Below are 20,853 nucleotides of genomic sequence, written 5' to 3'. Positions count from 1 at the left end.
CCCGCGGGTGCTGGACGCCACCTCGCGCTCGCTGGTCGCCGCTTCAGCCCAGCGCGAGCAACGCCAGCGCTGGGTGAAGCGCGGCGCGATCGGCACCGTGTGCACGCTGGCGGTGGTGGCCATGGCCGGATTCGGTGTCGCCCACCATGCACGGCTGCAGGCCGAGCAGGACCGCGAGCGCGCGGCCGGGCTGGTGGAATACATGCTGGGCGACCTGACTGATCGTTTGGAGCAGGTCGGCCGCCTGGACCTGCTGGACGAAGTCGGCACCCGCATCCAGCACGACCTGGCCGGTGCCGATGCACGCAGCCAGGACACGCGCCTGGAGCGTTCGCGCGTGCTGCGCCAGCTGGCCCGCATCCGCGTCGCGCGGGGGGCGCTGGATGAGGCCGCGCCGCTGGCGGAAGAATCGCTGGCACTGGCGAAACGGGTGGTGGCGGAGCAGCCCGATTCGGCAGAAGCACAGCTGGCCTTGGGCGAGTCGCACTACTGGAACGGCTACGTCGGCTTCGTGCGCAATGAAACGCCGGTCGCGCTGCAGCACTGGAACGGTTACCGCGAGGCCACCGTGCGTGCTACCGAGCTGCAGCCGGAGAATTCCAAGGCCTGGCTGGAGGCGTCCTACGCGCTCAACAACCTCGGCACGCTGGCGCGCGGTGCCGACCAGAATGCGCAATCGCTGCAGCTGTTCCAGCAGTCGCTTGAGTACAAGCGCCGTGCGCAGGCGCTGAATCCGGATGACGTACGCCTGCGCGCGGATCTGGCCGACAGTCTTTCCTGGGTAGCGAGTGCGCACGACCGGCTCGGACAGTGGCCCCAGGCGCGCAGTGCCTATGACGAAGCGCTGACGGTGATTGCGCAGGTACGCGAGCGCGCACCGCAGGATGCCGAATGGAAGCACCGCGAAGCCGTGCTGCACACGCTGCGCGGGCAGATTCTGTCCAGCCTCGGCGAGCGCGAACCCGCACACACCGATCTGGTGGCCGCCACCCGGCTGCTCGATCAGATTGGCGAGGCGCAGCCCGAACGCAGCGACTGGGCGCGCGACCGCAGCGTCACCCATCGCACTGCCGGCGAGCTCGCGCTGGACGTGGGCAACCTGCCGGACGCCACCGCACACTTTGTCACCGCCGACAGGCTGCTCGTTGCACTGCTGGACAGCGGTGCGGAGGTGCGTGAGCTGCCTCGACTGAAGATCCGCGCAGCGCTCGGTGCGGCGCGTCTGGCACACGCCACCGGTGCGGCGTCAACGGCAGCGCAGCGCCTCGCCCAGGCGCAGGGCTATCTGGATGAAATGCCGGCGACCGAGAAGCCGTCGCGGCGCGAGCGCCTGCTGCGTGCGGAAACCAGCGTGCTGCGCGCCGAGCTCGATGCCGCCCATCTGGGCGCGCATGCCGAGCAGCTGCGCCAGGCCGCACTGTGGCTGGGCAGCGAAGAACAACGTGCCACCGACCGTGAAGCCCGCGACCTGTGGCAGCGGCTGTCTCCGCTGCTGGCGGATCTGCAGCCTGCACCACCGTTGATTCGTTGATTCCGTGCCGGTTGGCACATCACTACAGGGGGAACAGAAATGGAAGCGATAAAAGGCGACACCTTCACGTTGACCGTTGTTCGCGTGGATGGAAACGGCAATACCGGCGGTGGCAACTACTTCTACAGCTTTTCGCCTTCGAGCCTCATGCTCACCACGCCTGGCTTTGTGCACTTCAAACTGAGCAGCGACACTTCCAAAGGCATTCGCATCTTCGCTGTCGTCGACAACGGCAGCAGCGGGCAGCTGCAGCCAGCCAAGATTGCGAAGAGTGGCAAGACCGCCAAGATGTTCGACAGCGTGACCGCAGGTGCGTTGATCGACGTTGCGGTTGTGGTGACCGACGACCACGCCAAGGAAGAGAAGTACATCGTCTGCGACCCGCAGGTGATCAACGTTCCGGACTGATGCGGCGCGACCGTTCGCCAGCGCATGGTGAACGCAGCTGAATCACCGGTTCACGCCCTCCACCTGGGCTTAACCCGGTGCGCACCACTCCTGACCTACGCTATGGCCTGAGCCATTCGTAGGTCAGGAAAACTGCATGTCCTTGAGCACCACCCCCGCCCTGAACGAAGCCGAGCGCCAGCGTGCGCTTGATGCCCTGCACATCGTCGGCAGCCTGCCCGAACCGGCCTACGATGACATCGTGAAGGTGGCTGCCGCTGTGTGCGGCACCCCGATGGCGCTGGTCACCCTGATTGACCGCGACACCCAGTGGTTCAAGGCCCGCACCGGGCTGGACGGCCACCAGACCGAGCGCAACGTCGCGGTGTGCGACCACGCCATCCGCCAGCCCGACCAGCTGATGGAAATCGGCGACCTGATGCAGGACAGTCGTTTCGCCGACAACCCCGTGCTCAATGAGATCGGCGCGCGCTTCTACGCCGGCATGCCGCTGGTGACCGAGACCGGAGCTGCCGTGGGCAGCGTGTGCGTAGTGGACCTGAGCCCACGGGAGCTCAATGACACCCAGCGTGAAGCGCTGCAGGCCCTGGCCCGCTTGACCATGAATCTGATGGAAGGGCACGGTCGCGAACGCGAGCAGCAGGTGTCCACCATTCTCGAGCAGGCGGTGGCGGTGGACGGTGCCGCCGCGCCCACCACGGGCGGCGACTACAGCGTGGTCATCATGGAGCTGCAGCAGCTGGACGATGTGGCGCGCCGCGTCGGCGAGCGCACCCTGGACCGCCAGCTCACCCTGCTCGATCAAGCGCTGGAGCAGTGCCTGCAGCTGGAGCGCGGCGACAGCATCAACCGGGTCACCGGCAGTGGCGAGTTCATTGCGGTGCTGGGTACCGACAAGCCCCAGGAAACGCTGGAGCGGTTCCAGCGGGCGGCCGAGTCCGTCACCACCGTGCTGGGCACCCGTCTGTTGATCGGTGCCGGTTCCACCAGCACCGGCGAAACCAACAACGTGCTGTTCCTGCGCGCCGACCGCGCACTGAGCGAGGCCAAGGACGCGGCGCGCTAGCCCCGTAGAGCCGGGCTTGCCCGGCTGGGCGACTGACGCGCCGCTAGTTCCCGCGCGGCAGCTTCGCTGCCCACATGTTGTCAACCAGATTCGGATACGCGCGCCCATTTTCTTCGGCGCGCTGTTTTGCTGCGTGTTTCTGCGCGGCAGAGAGCGGTTGCCCCTTGCGCTTCTTAGGATTGGGCTTCTTCCAGGGAGGCGTGGTGGTCTTCTGCATGGAACCGTCCCGTAGAGCCGGGCTTGCCCGGCTGAGCGACCAACTCACCCCACGCGCGGCGGCTGGTGCGCCTGCTGCACCAATTGCTCATCCTGCCCCTGCTGAACGCTACGCGCCTGTGCCGGCGCATCCACACCCTGCAACCGCTGCAATGACGCCTCCAGCGGCGCGTTCAACGCCTGCTCGGTCGGCATGTGCGCACGGCGGTGCGCCGGGTTGGCCGGATCGCCCTGCACCACGAAGAAGGTTTCGCCCTGGCGCTTGGTTTCGGTGGCATTGCTCAGGAACACGTGATCCACGCGAGAGAGCCCACTCTCCTGCGCCAGGCAGGCGGCGCTGGCCGCCATGCGCTCGCTGTTCTGGTCGAACTGGCGGCCCAGGGTGGTTTCCAGGCGCTGCATGGCGTCGCGCGACTGGGCCAGGAGGGCGTTCTGCTGGGCGTTGGGGTCGTAAGACATGGGAAACCTCGGGCGAGCAGCCTGATGGGGGACGCCTCAATCGTATCAGGGTCGGCGTGAGTGCCAGCTGCCCTTCAATCACGCAGATTGATCGCGCGTATCAACTGCCAGCAGTCGGCGTGGCGCTGAAACACATAGCTGTCACTTTCATATTCCATTCCAAAGGTGACCCTATAGCTGCCTTCAGGCTGAGCTTCCATGGATACCGGTGCGGCGAACACCCCGCGCCTCATGCCGTCCAACGATACCGGGTTGGTGGCCACGTCCTTTGGAACATACAGGTCGAACTCTGGAAGGTATCTGTAGTTGAATCGTTTGAGCCGCGCCGCACCCTGCTCTTCAACGACGCTGGCGGGGGTTTCATGCCCCAGTGGATCGCGGGTGTACTGCCTTCGCAGCGCAGCCGCCTGTGAGGAAGCGAAACCTTTCAGGAACTCGCCAAACTCGGCTGAAGGGCATTGTTGCAGGCCCGCCGGGGGAACCTCACCACACCTGCGGTAACTGCGCACCGCCTCACCATCCGTGATCGTCAGATAATCACCCTTCACGACATAGATCTCGTCTACGCCAACGCCCGGCGCGACGTTGGACTCGGTGGAAACCAACCAAGAGACAGGATCGTTTGATATCTGGGATATCCGCCTAAGCGTGTCCGTGTTTTCGAAGCCGAGCAGTCGCTGGGGCCTGATCTCGATCGGCGTATCGGAATCGGGGTTGACCGGGAGCTTGCATGCCGCCGGCCCCAGGTCCCATGTACCGATTACCTCTTGTGGGAACCTCGCTGCTTCCGCCGCGCCGGCCTGCCACACGGCGGACGTCTTTCGAACGTCCCTACCAAAGCCCGCCGCATCCGTAGAGCCACGCCCTGCGTGGCTTCGGGGTGCCCGACGAAGAGCAGCCAAACAGGGCGTGGCTCTACGCGTCTTCCTGAGCCTGTGAGGCGCGGTTACAGCGCGATGCGGGCGACCGATTCCTCGCTGCCCTTCTCGTCCTTGTCGCCATTCTTGATGGTGACGTACAGGACGTTGTTCTTCGCATCCAGCGCCAGGCTGTTCGGATGCGTGGGCACTGCATACGTAGCAACCTGCTTGTAGCTGTCGCTGTCATACGCGGTCACCGTGCCGGCTTCGCGGTTGGTCACGTACAGGCGCTTGCGCGGTGCGTCCAGCAGCAGGCCGAGCGGGCCGGCGTCGGTGGGAATGCTGGCCAGTTCCTTGCCGGTCTTCGGGTCCAGCACCAGCACGCGCTTGCCCGGGTGCTTGGAAACAAAGCCCGGGATGCTGGTGCCCTGGTACTTGCGGATCATCTCCAGGCCCTGGTCGGTGACGAACAGGCGCTTGCCGGTCGGGTCCAGTGCCAGGTTCATCGGCTGCTCGGCGGTGACCTTGAAGCGCTGCTCCACCTTGGCAGTTTCAGTGCCCACGGTGACCACTTCGCCCAGCAGGTTCGAGGTCAGCACGCGCTTGTTGGCAGCGTCGAACACCAGGCCCGGAGCCTTCGCATTGCCCAGGCCCGGAATGGTGTTGATCAGCTTGAGGCTCTGCGTGTCCACCACGAACAGCACGCTGCCTTCGCCGGAATGGCCGGTGACGTACAGGCGGTTGTTTACCGGGTCCACCACCAGCTCGCGCAGATCGTGGGTGTAGGCGGCCTTGCCGTCCTTGCCGACCTTCTTCTCCATCAGCTGCACGATGCCGATGGCCTTGTTCTGAGCGGTATCCACCACGGTGACCGAGGTGTCCACGGTGTTACCCACGTACAGGCGGTTGTGCGCGTCATCGAGCACCACGCCGAACGCCTTGCGTTCCAGCGGGATCGCCTTCTCCACGACCAGCGTTTCCGGGTTCAGGCGCAGCACCTGCGAGGGGCCGGCGTCGTCGCCGAAGCCGCCCGAAGAAGCGACGAACACGGCGTTCTGGGTGGGGCTGAAGGCCAGTTCGTACAGGCCCTGGGCAACCGGCTTGCGGACCACATTGGCGGCGGCAGTAGCGGCGGTTTCAGCGGCAAACGCCGACGGTGCGCCCACGGTGAGCGAGATGGCCAGTGCCAGCGCGGCAGAACGGAACAGGGTACGGGGGTGCATGCGAGCGTCCTTCGAAAGAGGCGGAGGAGGTTGGCTCGCGCGGCCGCGGGAGGGCGGCCGACCCACGCACAGGAGCGGCGCGGGCAGGCTGGCTGAGGGCGATATGGTAGCAGAGGTGGGTGCGGCGAGGCGTTTTGCTGATTGGGGTCCATGCGTTAATGAGCCGATTGGGGTTATCGGCAGTCGTCTTGCGACCGACTCTACCCGTGCAGCATCAATGGGCGTTCAGAGGGGTACCGGCGGCCGCAATGCGCGACACGGTCGCGATTTTTGGCAATGGTAGGGTCGGTCGATAGACGACCGCCGATAGCGGCACCGCGCCCGGTAACGCATGACCAGAGAACGGAAGAACCCCCGTTATTTCCCACCACTCATCTCAATGCGCAAACTCGGATCCGTCTCATGGTTCTCCACCACGTCGTTATAGGCATCCACGATCTGCTGAAACACCTCACGACGCCCATCCACGCTGAACCGCCCGAACTGCAGCACATTCGTCGCCATGAACTGCTCGAACTCGATCACATCCACGCGATCGTGAATGCCAACATTCTCCAGCAGGCCCTCGGCAGTGAGCAGCCCACGACGCGTGGTGACAATCACCGGCCGCTTGCCCTTGCCCAGATTCTCCCCACACTTGCGGATCAGGCTCTCTGACGGCGCAGTGCTCACATGCACCGCCACATCGCCCAGGTCGAAATCGCCATGGCGGTCCGGCTTCTGATCGCTCTGGTTGGAGCCGTGGTGTACCACCAACGCCCTTTCGGCCTCAGGCAGCACCACCTGCAGGGTGGCCCCCACCAGGTGCTGCATCATGGTTCCCAGGTACATGGTGCCGCCCGCTTCCCTCTGGCGCGCTTCGGCCTGTGCGGTGAGGTGACGTACGGCGGTGCGCAGGCTCCAGGCGGCATCCAGCTTCATGCTGAAGGGCTTGCCGGCAAAGAAGGCCTCCACGCGGGTGATCCAGAAGCGCTCGGCGGCGGCCAGATCCAGCGCGCCGCGCAAGGCACTCTGCTCGTTCAAGAACGCCACGTAGCCGCGCATGAAGCCAATGCTGCCGCGACTGGTGCGGCCGCCCTCCTCCGCCAGCACGCGGGTGATGCCGTGCTGGGCGAGGATGGCCTGAACTGCGGCACGGCCCAGGCCCAGCACCTGCCCGCCCTGCTCGGTCAGCAGGTCATCGGCGTTCAAGGGCGTGCCGTTGGCAGCAGCGCGGCGCGCGTGGTCGTTCACCACCAGCATCACCGCCAGCGCGCCTTTACCCTTCACCTTGGCCTGCTGGCTGTAGGTGGCCAGTGCCTGCAGAAACTCTGAATCTGCCGGCAGCGTCGCAGCGTCCGCAGCCGGAGCCTCTTCGTCAGGAAACAGGCTCACGCCGCCACCTCGGCACGCTGCGCATGCCGCAGCACCGGTTCGAAGATGTGCTCGGCCAGATGGCGCACCACCGGCACCGCCACGCCGTCGCCGGCGATGTGGTACGCGTCGTTGTAGTTCGGCGGAAGGCGGTAGGAATCCGGCAGGCCCATCAGGCGTGCCGCCTCGCGCGGGGACAGCAGACGCGAGCGGATTTTGCGGCCCTCCACCACCAGAATGCTCTGCCGGCTGGAACCACCGGACGGCGTGCGCAGGCAACCGGCAATGTCGTCGAAGCGCACTTCAGCGCGCTGCACCTTGTTGCCCTCCTCGTCCAGGCGGGTGCGTTTGTACACGCCGCCCACCATGCGCCGGCCGGCCTTCTGCGCCTCGCGCACCTTCTTGCGGTTGGCCTCGCTCATCATGCCCAGCAGCTTCTGGGTGCGCTCGGCGGTGTCCCACTTTACCCCGGTGGGCGCGTCTTCAATCACGTCCACGAAGTGCAGCGCGCGCGCCGGCGGCGTGGGCAGGTTCCACCACAGCCACTGTTTGCGGGCGGCCTTGCTCAAGCCGGCCACGGCCTCCTGCATGCGGGGCGGGTGCCAGGTGGGGTGCGCCTCAGTGCCCAGCAGCGAGGCCGGCAGCGCCACATCGTCGCGCACGCCCACGATGAACACACGCGGGCGCGACTGCGGCACGAAGTGGCGTGCATCCACCATCAACGCACCGAAGCGGTAGCCGGCACTGGAAAAGGCGGTGCCAATGGCGGCGAAGTCGCGGCCCTCGTTCGAGGTGAGCACGCCGTACACGTTTTCCAGCACGATGATGCGCGGCGCGCGGCCTTCCTTCTGCAGCGACTGCATCAGCCGCCAGAACACCCAGAACGTGCCCGAGCGGGTCTGCTGCTTGTCCTGCCAGTGACCGATGCCCTTGTATGCACCCGCCAGCGAAAGGTCCTGGCAGGGGAACGAGGCCCAGGCCAGGTCGGCCTCGTCGGCCAGCTGCGCGGGGCTGACATTGTTGATGTCGTCCACCAGCAGGTCGTGGCCGCCGTTCCAGTTCTCCCGGTAGGCGCGGCCCTTCATCGGCTCGAAGTCGTTGGCGAACAGGCACTGCCAATCCGGCCCGAGCCCAGCGCGGGCCATGCCGCCACCGGCGAAGAACTCATAGAAGCGATGCCCGCCCGTGCCGGAAGCGACGCCGGGCGTTTCGGCCACGCCGGTGTCGCGGGCGATCTTGTCCTCGATGGCCCGGGCGATCCAGCTGCTCATCGGCACCTTGCCGCCGTCCTGGTGGCACAGACGCTCGATGGCTTCGTGCTGCTCGGCCGACAGGCGCAGGCTGGTGCGACGCTCAGGGGCGGGGGCTTTCATGTGGTGCGGAGCGTCCAGGACAGGTTGGCGCCAAATTCTGGCTCCCTGTGATGATACGGGATCGCGGTCTCAGGGCAAGAGATTGGGCGGTGGTTTGGGGTTCGGTGGACTGAAGACCTGGTGGGTTGGCTTGTGCCTGTCATCGGGTTGGGGGACGATGGATGGGCCGGCCAGGGATGAGGGGGCGATCGAACCCCGGGGCGGATCGAGTTTTCAATCAAGGAATCAGTACGATGAGTGCACCGCTTCACTTCCAGCCGCAACTCGGCTCCGCGGTAGACGAACAGAACCGCCTCACGATTTATCGCCCTCGGCTGGCCGACGCCGGATCGCCTTATGACCTTGAGTTCCAGTACTCAATCTTCAGGGATGAGAAGCCCTTCGAAGGAATCGGCCTTTTTGTGACCGACTCGTGGGCCCGGGAACGAACGGGGACCGAGCGCGTATTTGCAATCGACATGAGCACGCCCCAGGCACTCAGTTCTGCGTTTGCTCTGAAGTCGTCGTTTGGCATCGATGGCGACGACCTGACCTTTCTCATAGGTCTTGCGCATGGTCTGGTGGCGGTGTTTCAGAGCCGTAAAGACAACGCGTATCCGGTTCGATACATCGCACTTGGCGATGTAGAAGCGCTTCGCAAGCGAGGATTGACCATCGATTCCCGGATTGATGTCACGACCGATGGAAACGCGCTCCTGGCACAGGTCGTGGTACCACCCAACCGCTCATTGGAAGAGCTCGCATGACAAATTTTTCCTTCGACGACTTTGCTCGCACTACGCTCGCACCCGCAACATACCGGCCAACCAAGAGTCCCCTAACACCCCAGCAAATGGATCTGGTCATCGACTATCTGAAGTCTCCAGCCTCAGGCCCAGATGGCAACTCCAGCTTCGCACAGTACATAACTGACCAGATGCGCGCACATCCGCCGGAGCTGCCTCCGGGAGTGGACTACGTAGGATTCTCGGGCTGGGAAAACAGCACAACGTCCAACTACGACAACTCGAAAGCTTACGCACGAGACGTATCCAGCAAGGCCGGAATAATCGGCGATACGCCATGGGGCCAGTTCATTCTAAAGAAGAATTCCGATCCCGGTTATGTCGTGGTTGAAGAAAAGTTCGCGGAGTTCCTGACTCGAGCGAAGATCGAGCCCCTCGGCGGAACGGCGGCCGGTGCCCTAGAGGACATGATGTGGAACGCGGGCAGCCCCCGCTACTTTGAGAACGCCATCGCCACCGGAAAGCCTCTGGTTGCCTTTGTTGCGAACGCCCCCAACAATCGTGGATTCAGCAACTTCGAGCTCACCACGGCGCTTGAGCACCCCGACACCCGGATAAATGGATATCCGGTTAGCGAGTTTGGCGCGGATCCTTTGGCCTTCGCCAGCCAGTCTGCCACCGAGTACCAAGCGCTCGAGCGTACCCTCGCTCAGCACGCATCCATCAACGGTGGCTCGCCTGTTACGGTGGCCACAATTCGCCTGGAGCTCATGCCGATCGAAGGCTACGACGCTCCAGCCAAAACCCTGTTCGCGCGACCGCTGGAAGACTACAAGAACCTCAGCCTCGCCGAAATGACCACCGCCCGCGTGGAATGGGTTTCCGCACGCGACATCCTGCCCGAAGGCCCGCGCCCTGTGGCGGAGGCTCCCGAACCGCCGCACCGTGCTCCCGGCCAACCCGGCGCACCGCGCGGCCCACCGCACGCCGCTGCCGTTGCTGAGGTTGCTGAGGTTGTCGCAGAAGCGACACCGCATCGCGTCCCGGGCGGCCTGAACCCGGGAATGAAGGTCGCCGGCATTGCCGGCCTCGCACTCATGGCGCACGACTTCGGCACCACGGGGCATAAATGGGTGCAGCTGCACTCCCAAGGCAATAACGCCGCCGCCGACTCCACCGCAGCGCATTTTGTGGGCCGTAATGTCGGCGGTGCGGTGGGCGGCTTTATCGCCGGCGCAGGCGTTGGCCTGACGACCGGTTCGTGGACCGGCCCCGGGGCCATCATCACCGGCATTGGCGGCGGTGCCTTTGGTGCCTATCTGGGCGACAATTGGGCCAAGCAGAAGGATATCGACCGCGTTTACATACAAGAGGATTCGCTCGGACGCACGTGGCGGCGCGATCCTGCTGATCCGGAGGGGCGGTGGTATCGCGGGGCACACCAGCAACAGGTGCAGAGCGCTGATCTGGGCACCGGTGTCGAAGTGCGCCCGGTGCAGGATGCGTTGGGCAACGACGTTACCTTCCGCTCCAGCTATGTGGCCACTGGGACGCTCGAACGCCAGCTCAACCACAAGGCCGCAACGGCGTCCTACGAGCTGGGGCTGGACAACCTGCCGCCCGCGCGCGACCCGTACCGCATCAACGCCAGTGCGGAAACCCATCCGCCGCGCGCACCCTTTGAAACCGGCCGTGACTACGTGCGTGACGCGCGCAGCGGCGAGTGGATGCTGGAGATCCAGACGCTGGTCGATGGCCGCACGCCGAGCAACCACCGTGAGCCGGTGGATCCCGAACGCCTGCCGATGCTGGATGAGCAATCGCGCACCATCATTGCGCAGAATGCCGCCAATACCCCGGCCGCCCTCGCCGCCCGCTACATGGTGGCCCACGAGCAGCAGCGCTGGGATGACTTCGCCACGCGCGATAGCTCCGCAATTCCGTCTGCCATCCAGAACGCCCGCGACAACCCTGACACCCTGAAGGCCAGCAACGGGCAGACTTACACACGCCAAGCCGACGGGCAATGGCTTCACGACGGCGTGTTGTTCAACAGTACGGCCAATCTGAATCTGCGCGATGAGCTGGAACTCACCTGGCAAAGCCAGGAGGCCGGCGTGCAGGGCCTGAGCCAGATGGCCGACCAGATCTGGGAGAACCGGCAGCTTGAGCCCGAAGGCGTGCGTGGCCAGCTGGAGGACTTGTACGCCAAGCACGGTATCGAGCGTACGCCCGAGCAGCTGGACGCCACCGCTGCCGCCGTGCAGCAGAAGCTGGCCGAGTCTGGCAGTGCGGAAGGCATAACACTGGAGCTCATGCCGGACCCGCACACTCATGCGCCGAGCGCGGATAGTGCCGTGGCAGCGTTCCGCGATGATGGCGGCAACCGCGTGGTGCTGCACAGCGCGACCACGGTGGAAGACGTCGCTCGGCACCAGGCCCAGCTGGCAGCTTCACCCGCGCGGGCGCAGAGCAGCGCCCCCATGTTGGACGCTGTGGAGGTGGCCGCACCGCAGCCAGGGGCACAAGCGCCTACTCGCCCCCTTTTGCCCAACCACCCGAATCACCCTGACCATCCTGCCTACGACAAGATTCATACGTGGGTGCAGAAGACCGGCAACTGGAACGAGGAGCAGAGCCATAACGTCGCGGCCTCGCTGTATCGGAAGCAGGCGGAGAATCCGGCCTTCCAGCGTGTGGATCGGGTGACGGGCGCATTGGGGCCGAACGGGGAGCACAACGTGATTGCCACTTATGCTCCCCATGGCGACAAGCCGCCCTTCTTCAATGCGGTGGTGGACGGACGCGAAGCCATGCTTCAGCCCGCCCAGCAGAACCTGGAGCAGGCGGAGGTGGTGAAGCAGGAGCAAGCACGCCAACAAGGACGCGAACAGGCACAGCCCGCAATGCACATGTAGAGCCACGCCCTGCGTGGCTGCGCGATGCCCGATAGAACCTGGGAAATCCAACGTGATCAAGGGGGTGATCATGAAAGACGCTCAGCAACAGGCAAGAGTCGCAGTCATGATTGACTGCGACAACGTTCCACCGGATATCGTTGACTTCGTAATGCCGGTTGCGACCCAGGCGGGGCTGGTCACCATGCGGCGCGGCTACGGCAACCAAGCGACCTTGAATGGGACCTGGAGCCAGGTACTCGCGCGCGAAGTCTTTGCTCCCTGCCTACAGTTTCAGCACGCATCCAAGAAGAACACCAGCGACATCGCGCTTGCGCTCGAAGCGCTGGAGGCCCTGCTTGATGGACGTGCGGACACCTTCGTTCTGGTAACCAGCGATAGCGACTTTGTCTGTTTGTGCAGAAAGCTAAGGGAGCGGGGTGCCACGGTCTACGTGGTTGGCGATGCGAAGACCCCTCTCCCACTGAGGAAGGTCTGCGACCGGTTCCTGGAGGCAACTTCAAGCAAGACTAAGCCGTCGGCAGTTACCCAGGCAAAGAAACCTGCGCCGCCAATGCCCCAGCCTGCCGCGAAGAAGGCGGCCAAGAAGGCGACTGGTCCACAGCCTAAAAGCTGTCCTCAGTTTTTCTTTGACGAGGTGAGCAAGCTTGCGGCCGCAAGCCCAAACGGCAAGGTCCCGCTGAATGCACTGGGGCAACACTTGAGCAAGAGCCACCCTGGCTTCACCACCTCGAAGTACGGGCACGCGAAGCTTTCAACCATGGTCAATGGCTATGGCAAGCTGAAGCTTCACAAGGAAGGGGGCAGCTCGTCGGTGAGCCTGGTATCGGCAAGCAAGGTTCAGAAGCCCGCATGCACCGCGTAATGCCCCGTAGAGCCACGCCCTGCGTGGCTTCGGGGTCGATGGATTGGTTGCAGCACACGGAAAACGGACATGTCGACACTACTTAGATCGGCCACCTGCGTTGCGGTCCTTGTCTCAGCCGTACTGGCCGCTTACCAACTAGGCGGTCGCAACGCCCACCCAGATGCACGCCAGGCACCTACCAAACCGGCTTCTGCGTTGCCGGCTGAGGCATCCTCGACAGCGCCCGCCGTCGCATCCAACACAACGGCAGCGCCATTCCTGCGCTCCGAGTGGGGCTACCGCTGGGACGCCTCCAAGCCCGGCATTGCCTCAAGCGCCGAAGATGCGGCGTGGCTGGAGGCAAATGGGTTTCCTGGTCCCGACGTCGAGGATCACCTTCGCCGTCTCTCTGTGGGAGAACTACGGACGCTTGCAGGACGTGGAAATCAGCCGGCCAGCGCCGTTCTCGCCTACCGGCTTGCAACGTTGGGAACACCCCGTGAGGAGGTACTGGCGCTTCTGCATGGGAGCGCCGCTAATGGTTCCGTCTATGCACTGAAGACTGCCGGGGACATCTTCATGATGGTTGACGGCTATCGCGATCCTGCAATGGCCAGTGCGTACTACGGACTCCAGGCACGCAGCGGAGATCAAAGCGGGTTTGAGCAGCGGTATCTGGTTGACCAGCAGTTGAGTGGTGATAGGCGGCTGCAAGCGGGGTTGATTGAGGAGGCGCTCTGGCGGGAGATCGGCTTATCAAGCTCAGAGGTGGATGAGCGGCCCGGCTTCAGCGCGTTCATTCAAGGCGGGCGTGCCCCGCTGTAGAGCCACGCCCTGCGTGGCTTCGCGGTGCGTGCCCCACTTGTAGAGCCACGCCATGCGTGGCTTCTGGGTGGTTGGGTTGGTCGAAGCCACGCAGGGCGTGGCTCTACGGCAACTCAACCCCCTTGGCCCGTTCCCAGCCACAGTGGATGGGCCTGCCAGCCGGGTCCTGCACCCATCGCGTCAATGCGCCGATCGTCCTTCAGATAACTCTCAAGCAACCGGGTGACACGTCGTCGCCAATCATCTACATCCGCGGTGGTGAACCCAAGCAGGTAGCGCAATACCAGCAGCATGTAGAAGCATCTCGCAGTTGGAAATGGCGTCACTGTCTCAGACCATGGTCTGCCATGCGGCCTCACAGGTCTCACGCCCAGCTCGCGGTTCCAGAGTCGCCCGTGATGGGCAGCGACGTTACGGACGACCAATGTGTAGTGCAGCCAGTTCTTGAGAACCGGAACCCGCAGCGCGAAGTCATGTGCTATCCGCTTCTGGTCCGCAGGATGCAAGGCTCCATAGAATCTGGACGTAGTCCCGAAGGACATGACCTCACTTGCCATCCAGAGCGGCACCAATGGGAATGGTGGGTTCGTGTACTTGGTTTTGTAGTGCAACAAGAAGGTCTCTTTGGATCTGCGCACCTCGGCACCAAGCACTCCCATCCACTCTTCGTGCCATGCAGGGTCGAAGGCCACGCTGGACGCGACTTGGTGTCCGAATGGTCCGTACGTGAGCGTGAAGTGGTTGGTTACACGTGATTTCACTGCAATCTCTATGTGACCCACGGCCTCCATCACCAGCTTTCTAAGCCCGCAATCCAACTCGTACGTTTCAATCGCGTCTACGATTGAGGCCCCAGGCAGGTAGTCGTCACTCAGCGGGAGGCGCTGCGGAAACAGATAGCCCATGAGGCGGTAGTATCCAATCCGCTGCAGATACCATGCCGCTCTTTCTGGGTCCGGAATTGCCAATCCCCGTCGCTTCAGCAGGTTCAGCTGCTCGGCGGATGACGTTGATGGCTTGAGGTACCGGGTCATTCAGACGAACCTGGACCCGGAACCAAAAAAACCCGCCTATTTGCGCGTATCGCGTTTGGGCGCAATAGAGGCGTGGCGGGTGTATTGACATCAGGTTAGTGCATTCCATCGATCTGAACAACTACCGGCCTTTCGCCAGGGCCAGCGCCGCCGCGATTACGTTCTTCGGCTCCAACTCCAACAGCTCTTGCGGGCACAGCCCATCCAGCAACGGGTTGCCATCTGCAAACCACACCGCCATGCCCCAGCAGTCCCTGTGCGGAGCGAGGATCTTGGTGACCATCGTCATCGCCAGCAGTGGCCGGAAGCCATCGTCCTGGTCCAGGCCGTAGCCGGGGTAGTACTCCACGCCGTTGCGCAGGATGGAGAAGATGATGCCCTTCTTCCTCCACATGTCCGGCTGCACGCGTTGTGGGGAGTCGCTCATTTCTGCCAGCGCGATGATCTGCTCGGCGGTGAGCCAATCGCCGGTCTCCCAGACCGACCTGCGCAGCTTTTCTTCTTCTCGGCTGCTGATGAGGTGATTCGTGGTGTTCACTGCACGCTGCTCCTTGCGCTGTCGGGTGATGCCCGAGGAGGATAGGCGTGCGTGAAGATGTGAAGTAGAGGCGTTTGCGACGTTGTGATGTCGCGTGTGGTCGCTTTTCGGCGCGGCCTCAGCGTGGCTCGTCGTCTTCTGCAGGCGGCGTGACCGCCACGACGGTTTCCATGCTGGCACGGCGATGGCCGGGGTTGTCCAGGTCGCCTTCGACCACGAACACGTTGTGTGCCGTGGGATACTCGTCGGTGGGATTGCTGAGCACCACGTGGTCCACGCGGGTGAGGCGGTTGGCCTTGGCCAGGGCGAGCAGGCTGCTGATAAGGCGTTCGCTCACGTCATCGAAGGTGCGGCCGTGGTCCTTGTCCAGCTTGGTGACGTGCTGGCGGATCTGCTTGTACATCGCGTGGTCGGGGTGCTGCGGCAGCGCCGGGCTCATGGGCTCGAGCGGCAGATCGTCTGGCGTGGGCGGTGCGGACTTGGGGTGCTTGGACACTACGCGGGTTCCTTCCTTGATGCCGGTTCGATGGTGCCCGGACATTGTGGTGTGAAACGCCGCGGAATGCGACTGGGGCGGTTGGGGCAGAGCCTGGCTCTACGGGGTATGCTGCGCGCTTCAACCCCGGAGGTGTGGATCATGGAAGAGAAAAGCCCCTATCTGGCCAGCAAGGCCGAACTCACCCCCTCTGGCGACGGCTTGGCCGCCGAGGTGCCCAGCAAGATCACCCGCCCGATCAAGTATCTCTGGATCCTGCTCTGTGTTCAGGCCGGCATTGCCGTGGTGTGGGGTGGGTACCAGGTCATTACCGCGCCGTCGATGGCACTTTTCGTGGGCGCGATATTCGGCTTTACGGCGGTCATCAATGCAGCCTGCGCGTTTGGCGTGTACAACCGGGTCTACTGGGTAGCCGTTGTCGTGACGGTGCTATACGGGCTTTCACTGGTCATGGAGCTTTTCAGCCTGCTTAAGGCCACGCCCTCGATAATCCCTTTGATTGTGGGTGTTGTTACGACCATCATCGGTGTTCGCGGTACGCAGGCCATTCGTGACTACCACGGCTTTGTAGCAGCTTCGCGGAAGCAGAGCGCGTAGAGCCGGGCTTGCCCGGCTGGGCCTTACACGTGTATTCGCAACACGTGTACCTGGTATTGAATTGGGTCGCGAACAGCAGCCGGGCGAGCCCGGCTCTACGGAGTATAGGAAAAATCCTATTCCCGGCACCCCGCACCAGCGCTAACCTTCGCCGGACTTCAACTGGGAGTGCATACCATGGATCAGGACCCCTACCGCGCAACCAAGCCTCTTCCGGCCAGACCCGCCGACAGCTGGGTCATTGAGATTCCGGCCTCCATCACCCGCCCCATCAAGTACATGTGGTTGCTGCTCGCCGTTCTGAGCGCGATTTCTGCCGTTGCGGCATTGGTGCTGCTTCTCGGCAATCAGCCCTATGGCACCTTCCTTGCAGCGGGCCTGGGGATAACGACCTGCATCTATGTGCCCCTGGCGTTTGGCATTTACAAGCGCATTCCGCTGGTGGCTGTCGGTACGCTGGTGATCAGTGTGATTGGATTGCTGGGGGCGCTCCTGAGGATCGCGCAGGGTGACGTTTCGGTGCCCGCGCTGGTCGTATCGGGTGTGATGACCTTTGTCAGTATTCGCGGCACGATCGCCATCTATGCGTTCCATCGTCTCGTGGCCGATGCGCGTCGGCGTCCGCCGGGTCCGCGCTTGAGCGACGATCCGGCATTCAAGCAGGAAGCGTAGAGCCGGGTCTTGCCCGGCTGGGCGTTACACGTGCCGCCGGCCCACGCACGCCCAGCGTTGAAATGGTTCGCAAAGAGCAGCCGGGCAAGCCCGGCTCTACGGGGTTACCGGCGATTCGGGATTTCCCGGGGGTGACATCACGGGCCGACGGCTTCCAGGATCTGCTGGATCTTCTGTTCCAGCGCCGCGCGTTCTGCGTCCGACTTCATCATGGAAAACACCATTTCTTCGCTGGTCTCCCCCAGACAGCGGCCTATCAGCAGGCAGAAGTTGCCGACGTCGGTGCTGTCGGGGCCGCAGTCGTAACCCATGCGGCAGGCGGCCAGGCTCCAGGCCGGTCCGGCCAGAGGGCCTGACACCAGCTCCTTGTAGGGCTCGCCCACGTTCTCGGTCATGTTGCTGCCCAGCGCGCTGCCCAGGCTGTACATCGCGGCGGGGTCGCCTGATGTCACGATGTCTTCCAGAAACCGGGTCGCGGTTGGAGAGTCCAATGGTGTCCGCTGCACCGCATAGTCATGAGCGCGGGCGGCGAGGTCACCGTTCTCGGCGGCTTGGGCATACCAGCCGCGAATGAGTTCCTGGGGAATGATGGCCCCGTTATCCACGGCGTCGCACTCTTCAATCCGCTGCTGGGCCAGATGGTCAAGGGTGGTTGCTTGCTCAGGCCGGTCCTGCCTGGCGCGCTGGTACATCTGCAGGAAGCGTTCTCGGTGCAGGTTGACTACGAAGCACGCTTCGTAGGTCTGTGCCAGCAGTCGCTGGGCGACGGCGTCACCGGCTTTGGCGCGTTGTTTCAGGGATTGGAAGGCTTGGGCCCTGTCTACAGTGGATGTGCCGGTGAGTGGGGAATTTGAGCGGGGGTTGGCGGTGCGGTGCGGTGGAGGCACCGTTCTGGCGAACGACTCGATGGTGCCTGCAGACGCCTGTGCGGCCGGTGGCGGCTTGGTGAAGTGCTTCCATGTAAACGCGACCGCCAAGGCGAGCAGCGCTGTGGCGATGATGAAGAGCTTGCCTAAGGTACGCATGGGGCCAAATCCGTTTGGGGCGTTTGTGGGAGCTGCTCGGGAATCCTACTCGCGGATCATGCCTTGGTTGGGACGCCTCGCTCGCAGATCATGCTTTGGTAGGGTCGGACGACAGTCGACCGCCGGTAACGGTGATCTGCACGGTAACGCATGACCATTGAACGAAGAGGCGCGTCTGCGTTTGGTGGTCATGCGTTACCGGACGATGTTGATTCAACGGCGGTCGTCTATCGACCGACCTTACCGCTCCATTGCCGCGGTCGCAACCAGCCGCGCGTTGGGCTGTACGGTTTGGTCGCTGAGGCCAGCTGGGCAAGCCCGCCTCTACGGGGTTACTGCGTCCAGCACGCGTTGGATGTGACGCTCCAGTTCGTCGCGCTCCTGCTGTGTTTGGGTGGTGGCAAACACCATCTGCTCGTAGCTCTCACCGAGGCAGCGGTTCGATAACAGGCACATGTTGCCCACTTCGGTGCTGTCCGGGCCGCAGTCATAGCCCATGCGGCACCCCGCCAGTATCCACGCATAGGAAGCGGTAGGGCCGGTTACCAGTGACTTGTAAGGTTCGCCCATGTTGTCCACCAAGCTACCCCCCAACACAGAGCCCAAACTGTAAACGGCGGCGGGGTCACCGGAGGCTACTACATCTTCCAGCAGTCGCGTGGCAGAGGCCGTGTCGTACTGCTTGTGTTGAAACGCCGCGCTCATGGCTTGCGCGGGCAGATCACCGTTCTCTGCAGCCCGGGCAAACCAGCCGATGACCAACTCACGTGGCACAAAGTCCCCGTCATCCATTGCGTCGCATTGCTCAGCGCGGGCGCGGGCCAAGCGCTCAAGAGTGGCAGCATGCTCCGGGTTGGTCATGGTTCGCAGCTGCTGGTGAAAGCCAGTCATGATGCGCTGCCGGTCCACGTTCATCACGAAGCACGCGTCATAGGCCTGCGCAAGCAGACGTTGGGCAACTGCGTCGCCGTCTTTGGCGCGTTGCTTGAGGGCCTGGAAAGCCTGGGCTTTGTCTGCCACTGGCGCTGACGTGCTTGCGGTGGCCATGCGGGCGTTGGTGGTGCGATGTTGGGCTGACTTGTTGCTGGCCGGTGGACCGATGCTGACGCCAGTACTCTGTGCGTCCGGTGCAGATTTGGTGAAGTGCCTCCATGTGAAAGCTACCGCCAAGGCGAGCAGCGCCGTGAAGATGATGAAGAGCTTGCCTAAGGTGCGCATGGGGCCAAATCCGTTTGGGGCGTTCGCGAATGGTGCCTTGGTAGGGTCGGACGACAGTCGACCGCCGGTAACGGTGATCTGCACGGTAACGCATGACCATTGAACGAAGAAGCGCTTCTGCGTTTGGTGGTCACGCGTTACCGGGCGATGGGAATTCCAGCGCGGTCGTCTATCGACCGACCCTACCGCTCCATTGGCATGGTCGCAACCTGGGACGCCTCCGTAGCGACGCGCCTTGCGCGTTGGACTGTCGGGGTTGGTCGCGAACGGCAGCCGGGCAAGCCCGGCTCTACGGGTCGACGGCTTCCAGAATCTGCTGGATCTTTTGCTCCAGGGCTGCGCGCTCGGCGTCTGTCTTGGTTGTGGCGAACATCATCTCCTCGCTGGATTCCCCCAGGCAGCGGCCTCCGAGTAGGCAGAGGTTGGCCATATCCATGCTGTCCGGGCCACAGTCGTAGCCCATGCGGCAGGCGGCCAGCACCCACGCTTCCCCTGCCAATGGACCAGTGACCAGCCCTCTATAGGGGTCGCCTATGTTGGCGGTGATGCTGCTTGTCAGGGTTGCGCCCAAGCTGCGCATTGCGGCCGGATCTCTTGAGGCCACGACGTCATCCAGCAGCTGGGTGGCCGTTGCGGCATCCAACGGGGTGCGCTGCATGCCGTAGCCCCTGGCTCGGGCGGCAAGGTCGCCGTTTGCGGCGGCTTGTTCGTACCAACCACGAATCAGCTCCTGGGGAATGATAGCCCCGCCATCCACGGCGTCGCACAATGCGATCCGCTTCTGCGCAATGCGGTCCAGTTCGGCGGCTTGCTCGGGCCTGTCCTGCCTGGCTCGCTCGTTCCACTGTAGAAAGCGGTCGCGGAACAGATTCGGCACGAGGCAGGCATCGTAGGTTTCCGCCAGCAGGCGCTGGGCCACGGCGTCGCCGGCTTTGGCGCATTGCTTGAGCGATTGGAAGGCCCGGGCCGCGTCTACTGCGGCGGGTGCGGAAGTTGAGCGGGTACCGGGGGTTGTGGTGCGGCTTTGCGCCGACGTTGGGCCGGCGGACGGGTCGATGGTGGCTGCAGAGGCCTGTTCGGCCGGAGCTGGTTTGGTGAAGTGCTTCCATGCAAAGGCGACCGCCAAGGCGAGCAGCGCGGTGATGATGATGAAGAGCTTACCTAATGTTCGCATGGGGCCAAGTCCGTCTGGGGCGTTTGTGGGAGCTGCTCGGGAATCCTGTTCGCGGATACTGGTTTGCTTAGGACCCGCCCTGGAACCTCGCTCGCGGACCGTGCTTTGGTAGGGTCGGACGACAGTCGACCGCCGATAGTATTTATTGGCACGGTAACGCATGACCATTGAACGAAGAAGCGCCTCTGCGTTTGGTGGTCATGCGTCACCGGGCGATGGTGATTCCACGGCGGTCGTCTATCGACCGACCCTTATCTCTTCGGAATCTGGCACCGTGGGTGTCGAGAGCCGGCGT

21 protein-coding genes are annotated in these 20,853 nt (G+C 63.6%); 9 read left to right on the top strand and 12 right to left on the bottom strand.

Annotation, left to right across the window (positions count from 1 at the left end; all coding sequences use genetic code 11):
* The 3 genes from RT551_RS18810 to RT551_RS18800 all read left to right on the top strand — a co-directional run.
* Nucleotides 1–1,531: tetratricopeptide repeat protein (locus RT551_RS18810; RefSeq protein WP_313461324.1), on the top strand; the 1,531-nt coding region annotated here is incomplete at its 5' end.
* A 39-nt stretch (nt 1,532–1,570) separates the two neighbouring features.
* A complete protein-coding gene (locus tag RT551_RS18805; protein ID WP_313461322.1) occupies nt 1,571–1,939 on the top strand; it encodes a hypothetical protein in 369 nt (122 codons plus the stop codon).
* A 136-nt stretch (nt 1,940–2,075) separates the two neighbouring features.
* The gene (locus RT551_RS18800) at nt 2,076–3,005 is read left to right on the top strand and encodes a GAF domain-containing protein (protein WP_313461320.1); all 930 of its coding nucleotides are present in this window, start codon (nt 2,076–2,078) and stop codon (nt 3,003–3,005) included.
* Nucleotides 3,006–3,048: 43 nt separating this feature from the next.
* On the opposite strand, the gene RT551_RS18795 is transcribed toward RT551_RS18800, so the two are convergent.
* From RT551_RS18795 to RT551_RS18770, 6 genes are all read right to left on the bottom strand, one after another.
* The gene (locus tag RT551_RS18795; protein WP_313461318.1) at nt 3,049–3,222 is read right to left on the bottom strand and encodes a hypothetical protein; all 174 of its coding nucleotides are present in this window, start codon (nt 3,220–3,222) and stop codon (nt 3,049–3,051) included.
* A 44-nt stretch (nt 3,223–3,266) separates the two neighbouring features.
* Complete coding sequence (locus RT551_RS18790) at nt 3,267–3,680, bottom strand: XVIPCD domain-containing protein (protein WP_313461316.1); 414 nt, start codon at nt 3,678–3,680, stop codon at nt 3,267–3,269.
* 74 nt (nt 3,681–3,754) lie between these two features.
* Nucleotides 3,755–4,489, bottom strand: a complete 735-nt coding sequence (locus tag RT551_RS18785) for a hypothetical protein (protein ID WP_313461314.1) — start codon at nt 4,487–4,489, stop codon at nt 3,755–3,757.
* Between the two features lie 137 nt (nt 4,490–4,626).
* The gene (locus tag RT551_RS18780; protein ID WP_313461312.1) at nt 4,627–5,763 is read right to left on the bottom strand and encodes a YncE family protein; all 1,137 of its coding nucleotides are present in this window, start codon (nt 5,761–5,763) and stop codon (nt 4,627–4,629) included.
* Between the two features lie 357 nt (nt 5,764–6,120).
* Nucleotides 6,121–7,137 (bottom strand): DUF4928 family protein, encoded by a 1,017-nt coding sequence (locus RT551_RS18775; protein WP_313461310.1) that lies wholly within the window; start codon nt 7,135–7,137, stop codon nt 6,121–6,123.
* A complete protein-coding gene (locus RT551_RS18770) occupies nt 7,134–8,489 on the bottom strand; it encodes a DNA cytosine methyltransferase (protein ID WP_313461308.1) in 1,356 nt (451 codons plus the stop codon). Before RT551_RS18770 ends, RT551_RS18775 begins: the two co-directional genes overlap by 4 nt.
* 233 nt (nt 8,490–8,722) lie before the next feature.
* On the opposite strand from RT551_RS18770, the gene RT551_RS18765 reads away from it, so the two are divergent.
* The 4 genes from RT551_RS18765 (at nt 8,723) to RT551_RS18750 (ending at nt 13,804) form a co-directional block, all read left to right on the top strand.
* Complete coding sequence (locus tag RT551_RS18765; RefSeq protein WP_313461306.1) at nt 8,723–9,235, top strand: hypothetical protein; 513 nt, start codon at nt 8,723–8,725, stop codon at nt 9,233–9,235.
* 86 nt (nt 9,236–9,321) lie between these two features.
* Nucleotides 9,322–12,132, top strand: coding sequence for an XVIPCD domain-containing protein (locus RT551_RS18760; protein WP_313461304.1), 2,811 nt, complete (start codon nt 9,322–9,324; stop codon nt 12,130–12,132).
* A 52-nt stretch (nt 12,133–12,184) separates the two neighbouring features.
* On the top strand, nt 12,185–12,997 hold the full coding sequence (locus RT551_RS18755; RefSeq protein ID WP_313461302.1) for an NYN domain-containing protein: 813 nt from the start codon (nt 12,185–12,187) through the stop codon (nt 12,995–12,997).
* A gap of 69 nt (nt 12,998–13,066) precedes the next feature.
* Entirely contained in the window at nt 13,067–13,804 is a 738-nt protein-coding gene (locus tag RT551_RS18750; RefSeq protein WP_313461300.1) for a hypothetical protein, read from the top strand.
* Nucleotides 13,805–13,917: 113 nt separating this feature from the next.
* On the opposite strand, the gene RT551_RS18745 is transcribed toward RT551_RS18750, so the two are convergent.
* The 3 genes from RT551_RS18745 to RT551_RS18735 form a co-directional block, all read right to left on the bottom strand.
* The gene (locus RT551_RS18745) at nt 13,918–14,838 is read right to left on the bottom strand and encodes an Abi family protein (RefSeq protein WP_313461298.1); all 921 of its coding nucleotides are present in this window, start codon (nt 14,836–14,838) and stop codon (nt 13,918–13,920) included.
* Nucleotides 14,839–14,959: 121 nt separating this feature from the next.
* A complete protein-coding gene (locus RT551_RS18740) occupies nt 14,960–15,376 on the bottom strand; it encodes a hypothetical protein (RefSeq protein WP_313461296.1) in 417 nt (138 codons plus the stop codon).
* 118 nt (nt 15,377–15,494) lie between these two features.
* The gene (locus RT551_RS18735) at nt 15,495–15,872 is read right to left on the bottom strand and encodes an XVIPCD domain-containing protein (protein ID WP_313461294.1); all 378 of its coding nucleotides are present in this window, start codon (nt 15,870–15,872) and stop codon (nt 15,495–15,497) included.
* Nucleotides 15,873–16,013: 141 nt separating this feature from the next.
* Between RT551_RS18735 and RT551_RS18730 the strand changes: the two genes are divergently transcribed.
* Both RT551_RS18730 and RT551_RS18725 read left to right on the top strand, forming a co-directional pair.
* On the top strand, nt 16,014–16,469 hold the full coding sequence (locus RT551_RS18730; RefSeq protein WP_313461292.1) for a hypothetical protein: 456 nt from the start codon (nt 16,014–16,016) through the stop codon (nt 16,467–16,469).
* Between the two features lie 177 nt (nt 16,470–16,646).
* The gene (locus tag RT551_RS18725) at nt 16,647–17,141 is read left to right on the top strand and encodes a hypothetical protein (RefSeq protein WP_313461290.1); all 495 of its coding nucleotides are present in this window, start codon (nt 16,647–16,649) and stop codon (nt 17,139–17,141) included.
* Nucleotides 17,142–17,278: 137 nt separating this feature from the next.
* Here the strand turns inward: RT551_RS18725 and RT551_RS18720 are convergent, their stop codons facing one another.
* The 3 genes from RT551_RS18720 to RT551_RS18710 form a co-directional block, all read right to left on the bottom strand.
* Entirely contained in the window at nt 17,279–18,166 is an 888-nt protein-coding gene (locus RT551_RS18720; RefSeq protein ID WP_313461289.1) for a hypothetical protein, read from the bottom strand.
* Between the two features lie 324 nt (nt 18,167–18,490).
* On the bottom strand, nt 18,491–19,384 hold the full coding sequence (locus RT551_RS18715; protein WP_313461287.1) for a hypothetical protein: 894 nt from the start codon (nt 19,382–19,384) through the stop codon (nt 18,491–18,493).
* Nucleotides 19,385–19,673: 289 nt separating this feature from the next.
* The gene (locus RT551_RS18710) at nt 19,674–20,558 is read right to left on the bottom strand and encodes a hypothetical protein (RefSeq protein ID WP_313461285.1); all 885 of its coding nucleotides are present in this window, start codon (nt 20,556–20,558) and stop codon (nt 19,674–19,676) included.
* Between the last annotated feature and the right edge of the window lie 295 nt (nt 20,559–20,853).

The sequence above is a fragment of the Stenotrophomonas sp. genome (genome assembly GCF_032103445.1).
GTDB lineage: Bacteria > Pseudomonadota > Gammaproteobacteria > Xanthomonadales > Xanthomonadaceae > Stenotrophomonas.
The sequence above is the reverse complement of the archived record's forward strand: the minus strand, read 5'-3'. Positions and strand labels throughout refer to the sequence as shown.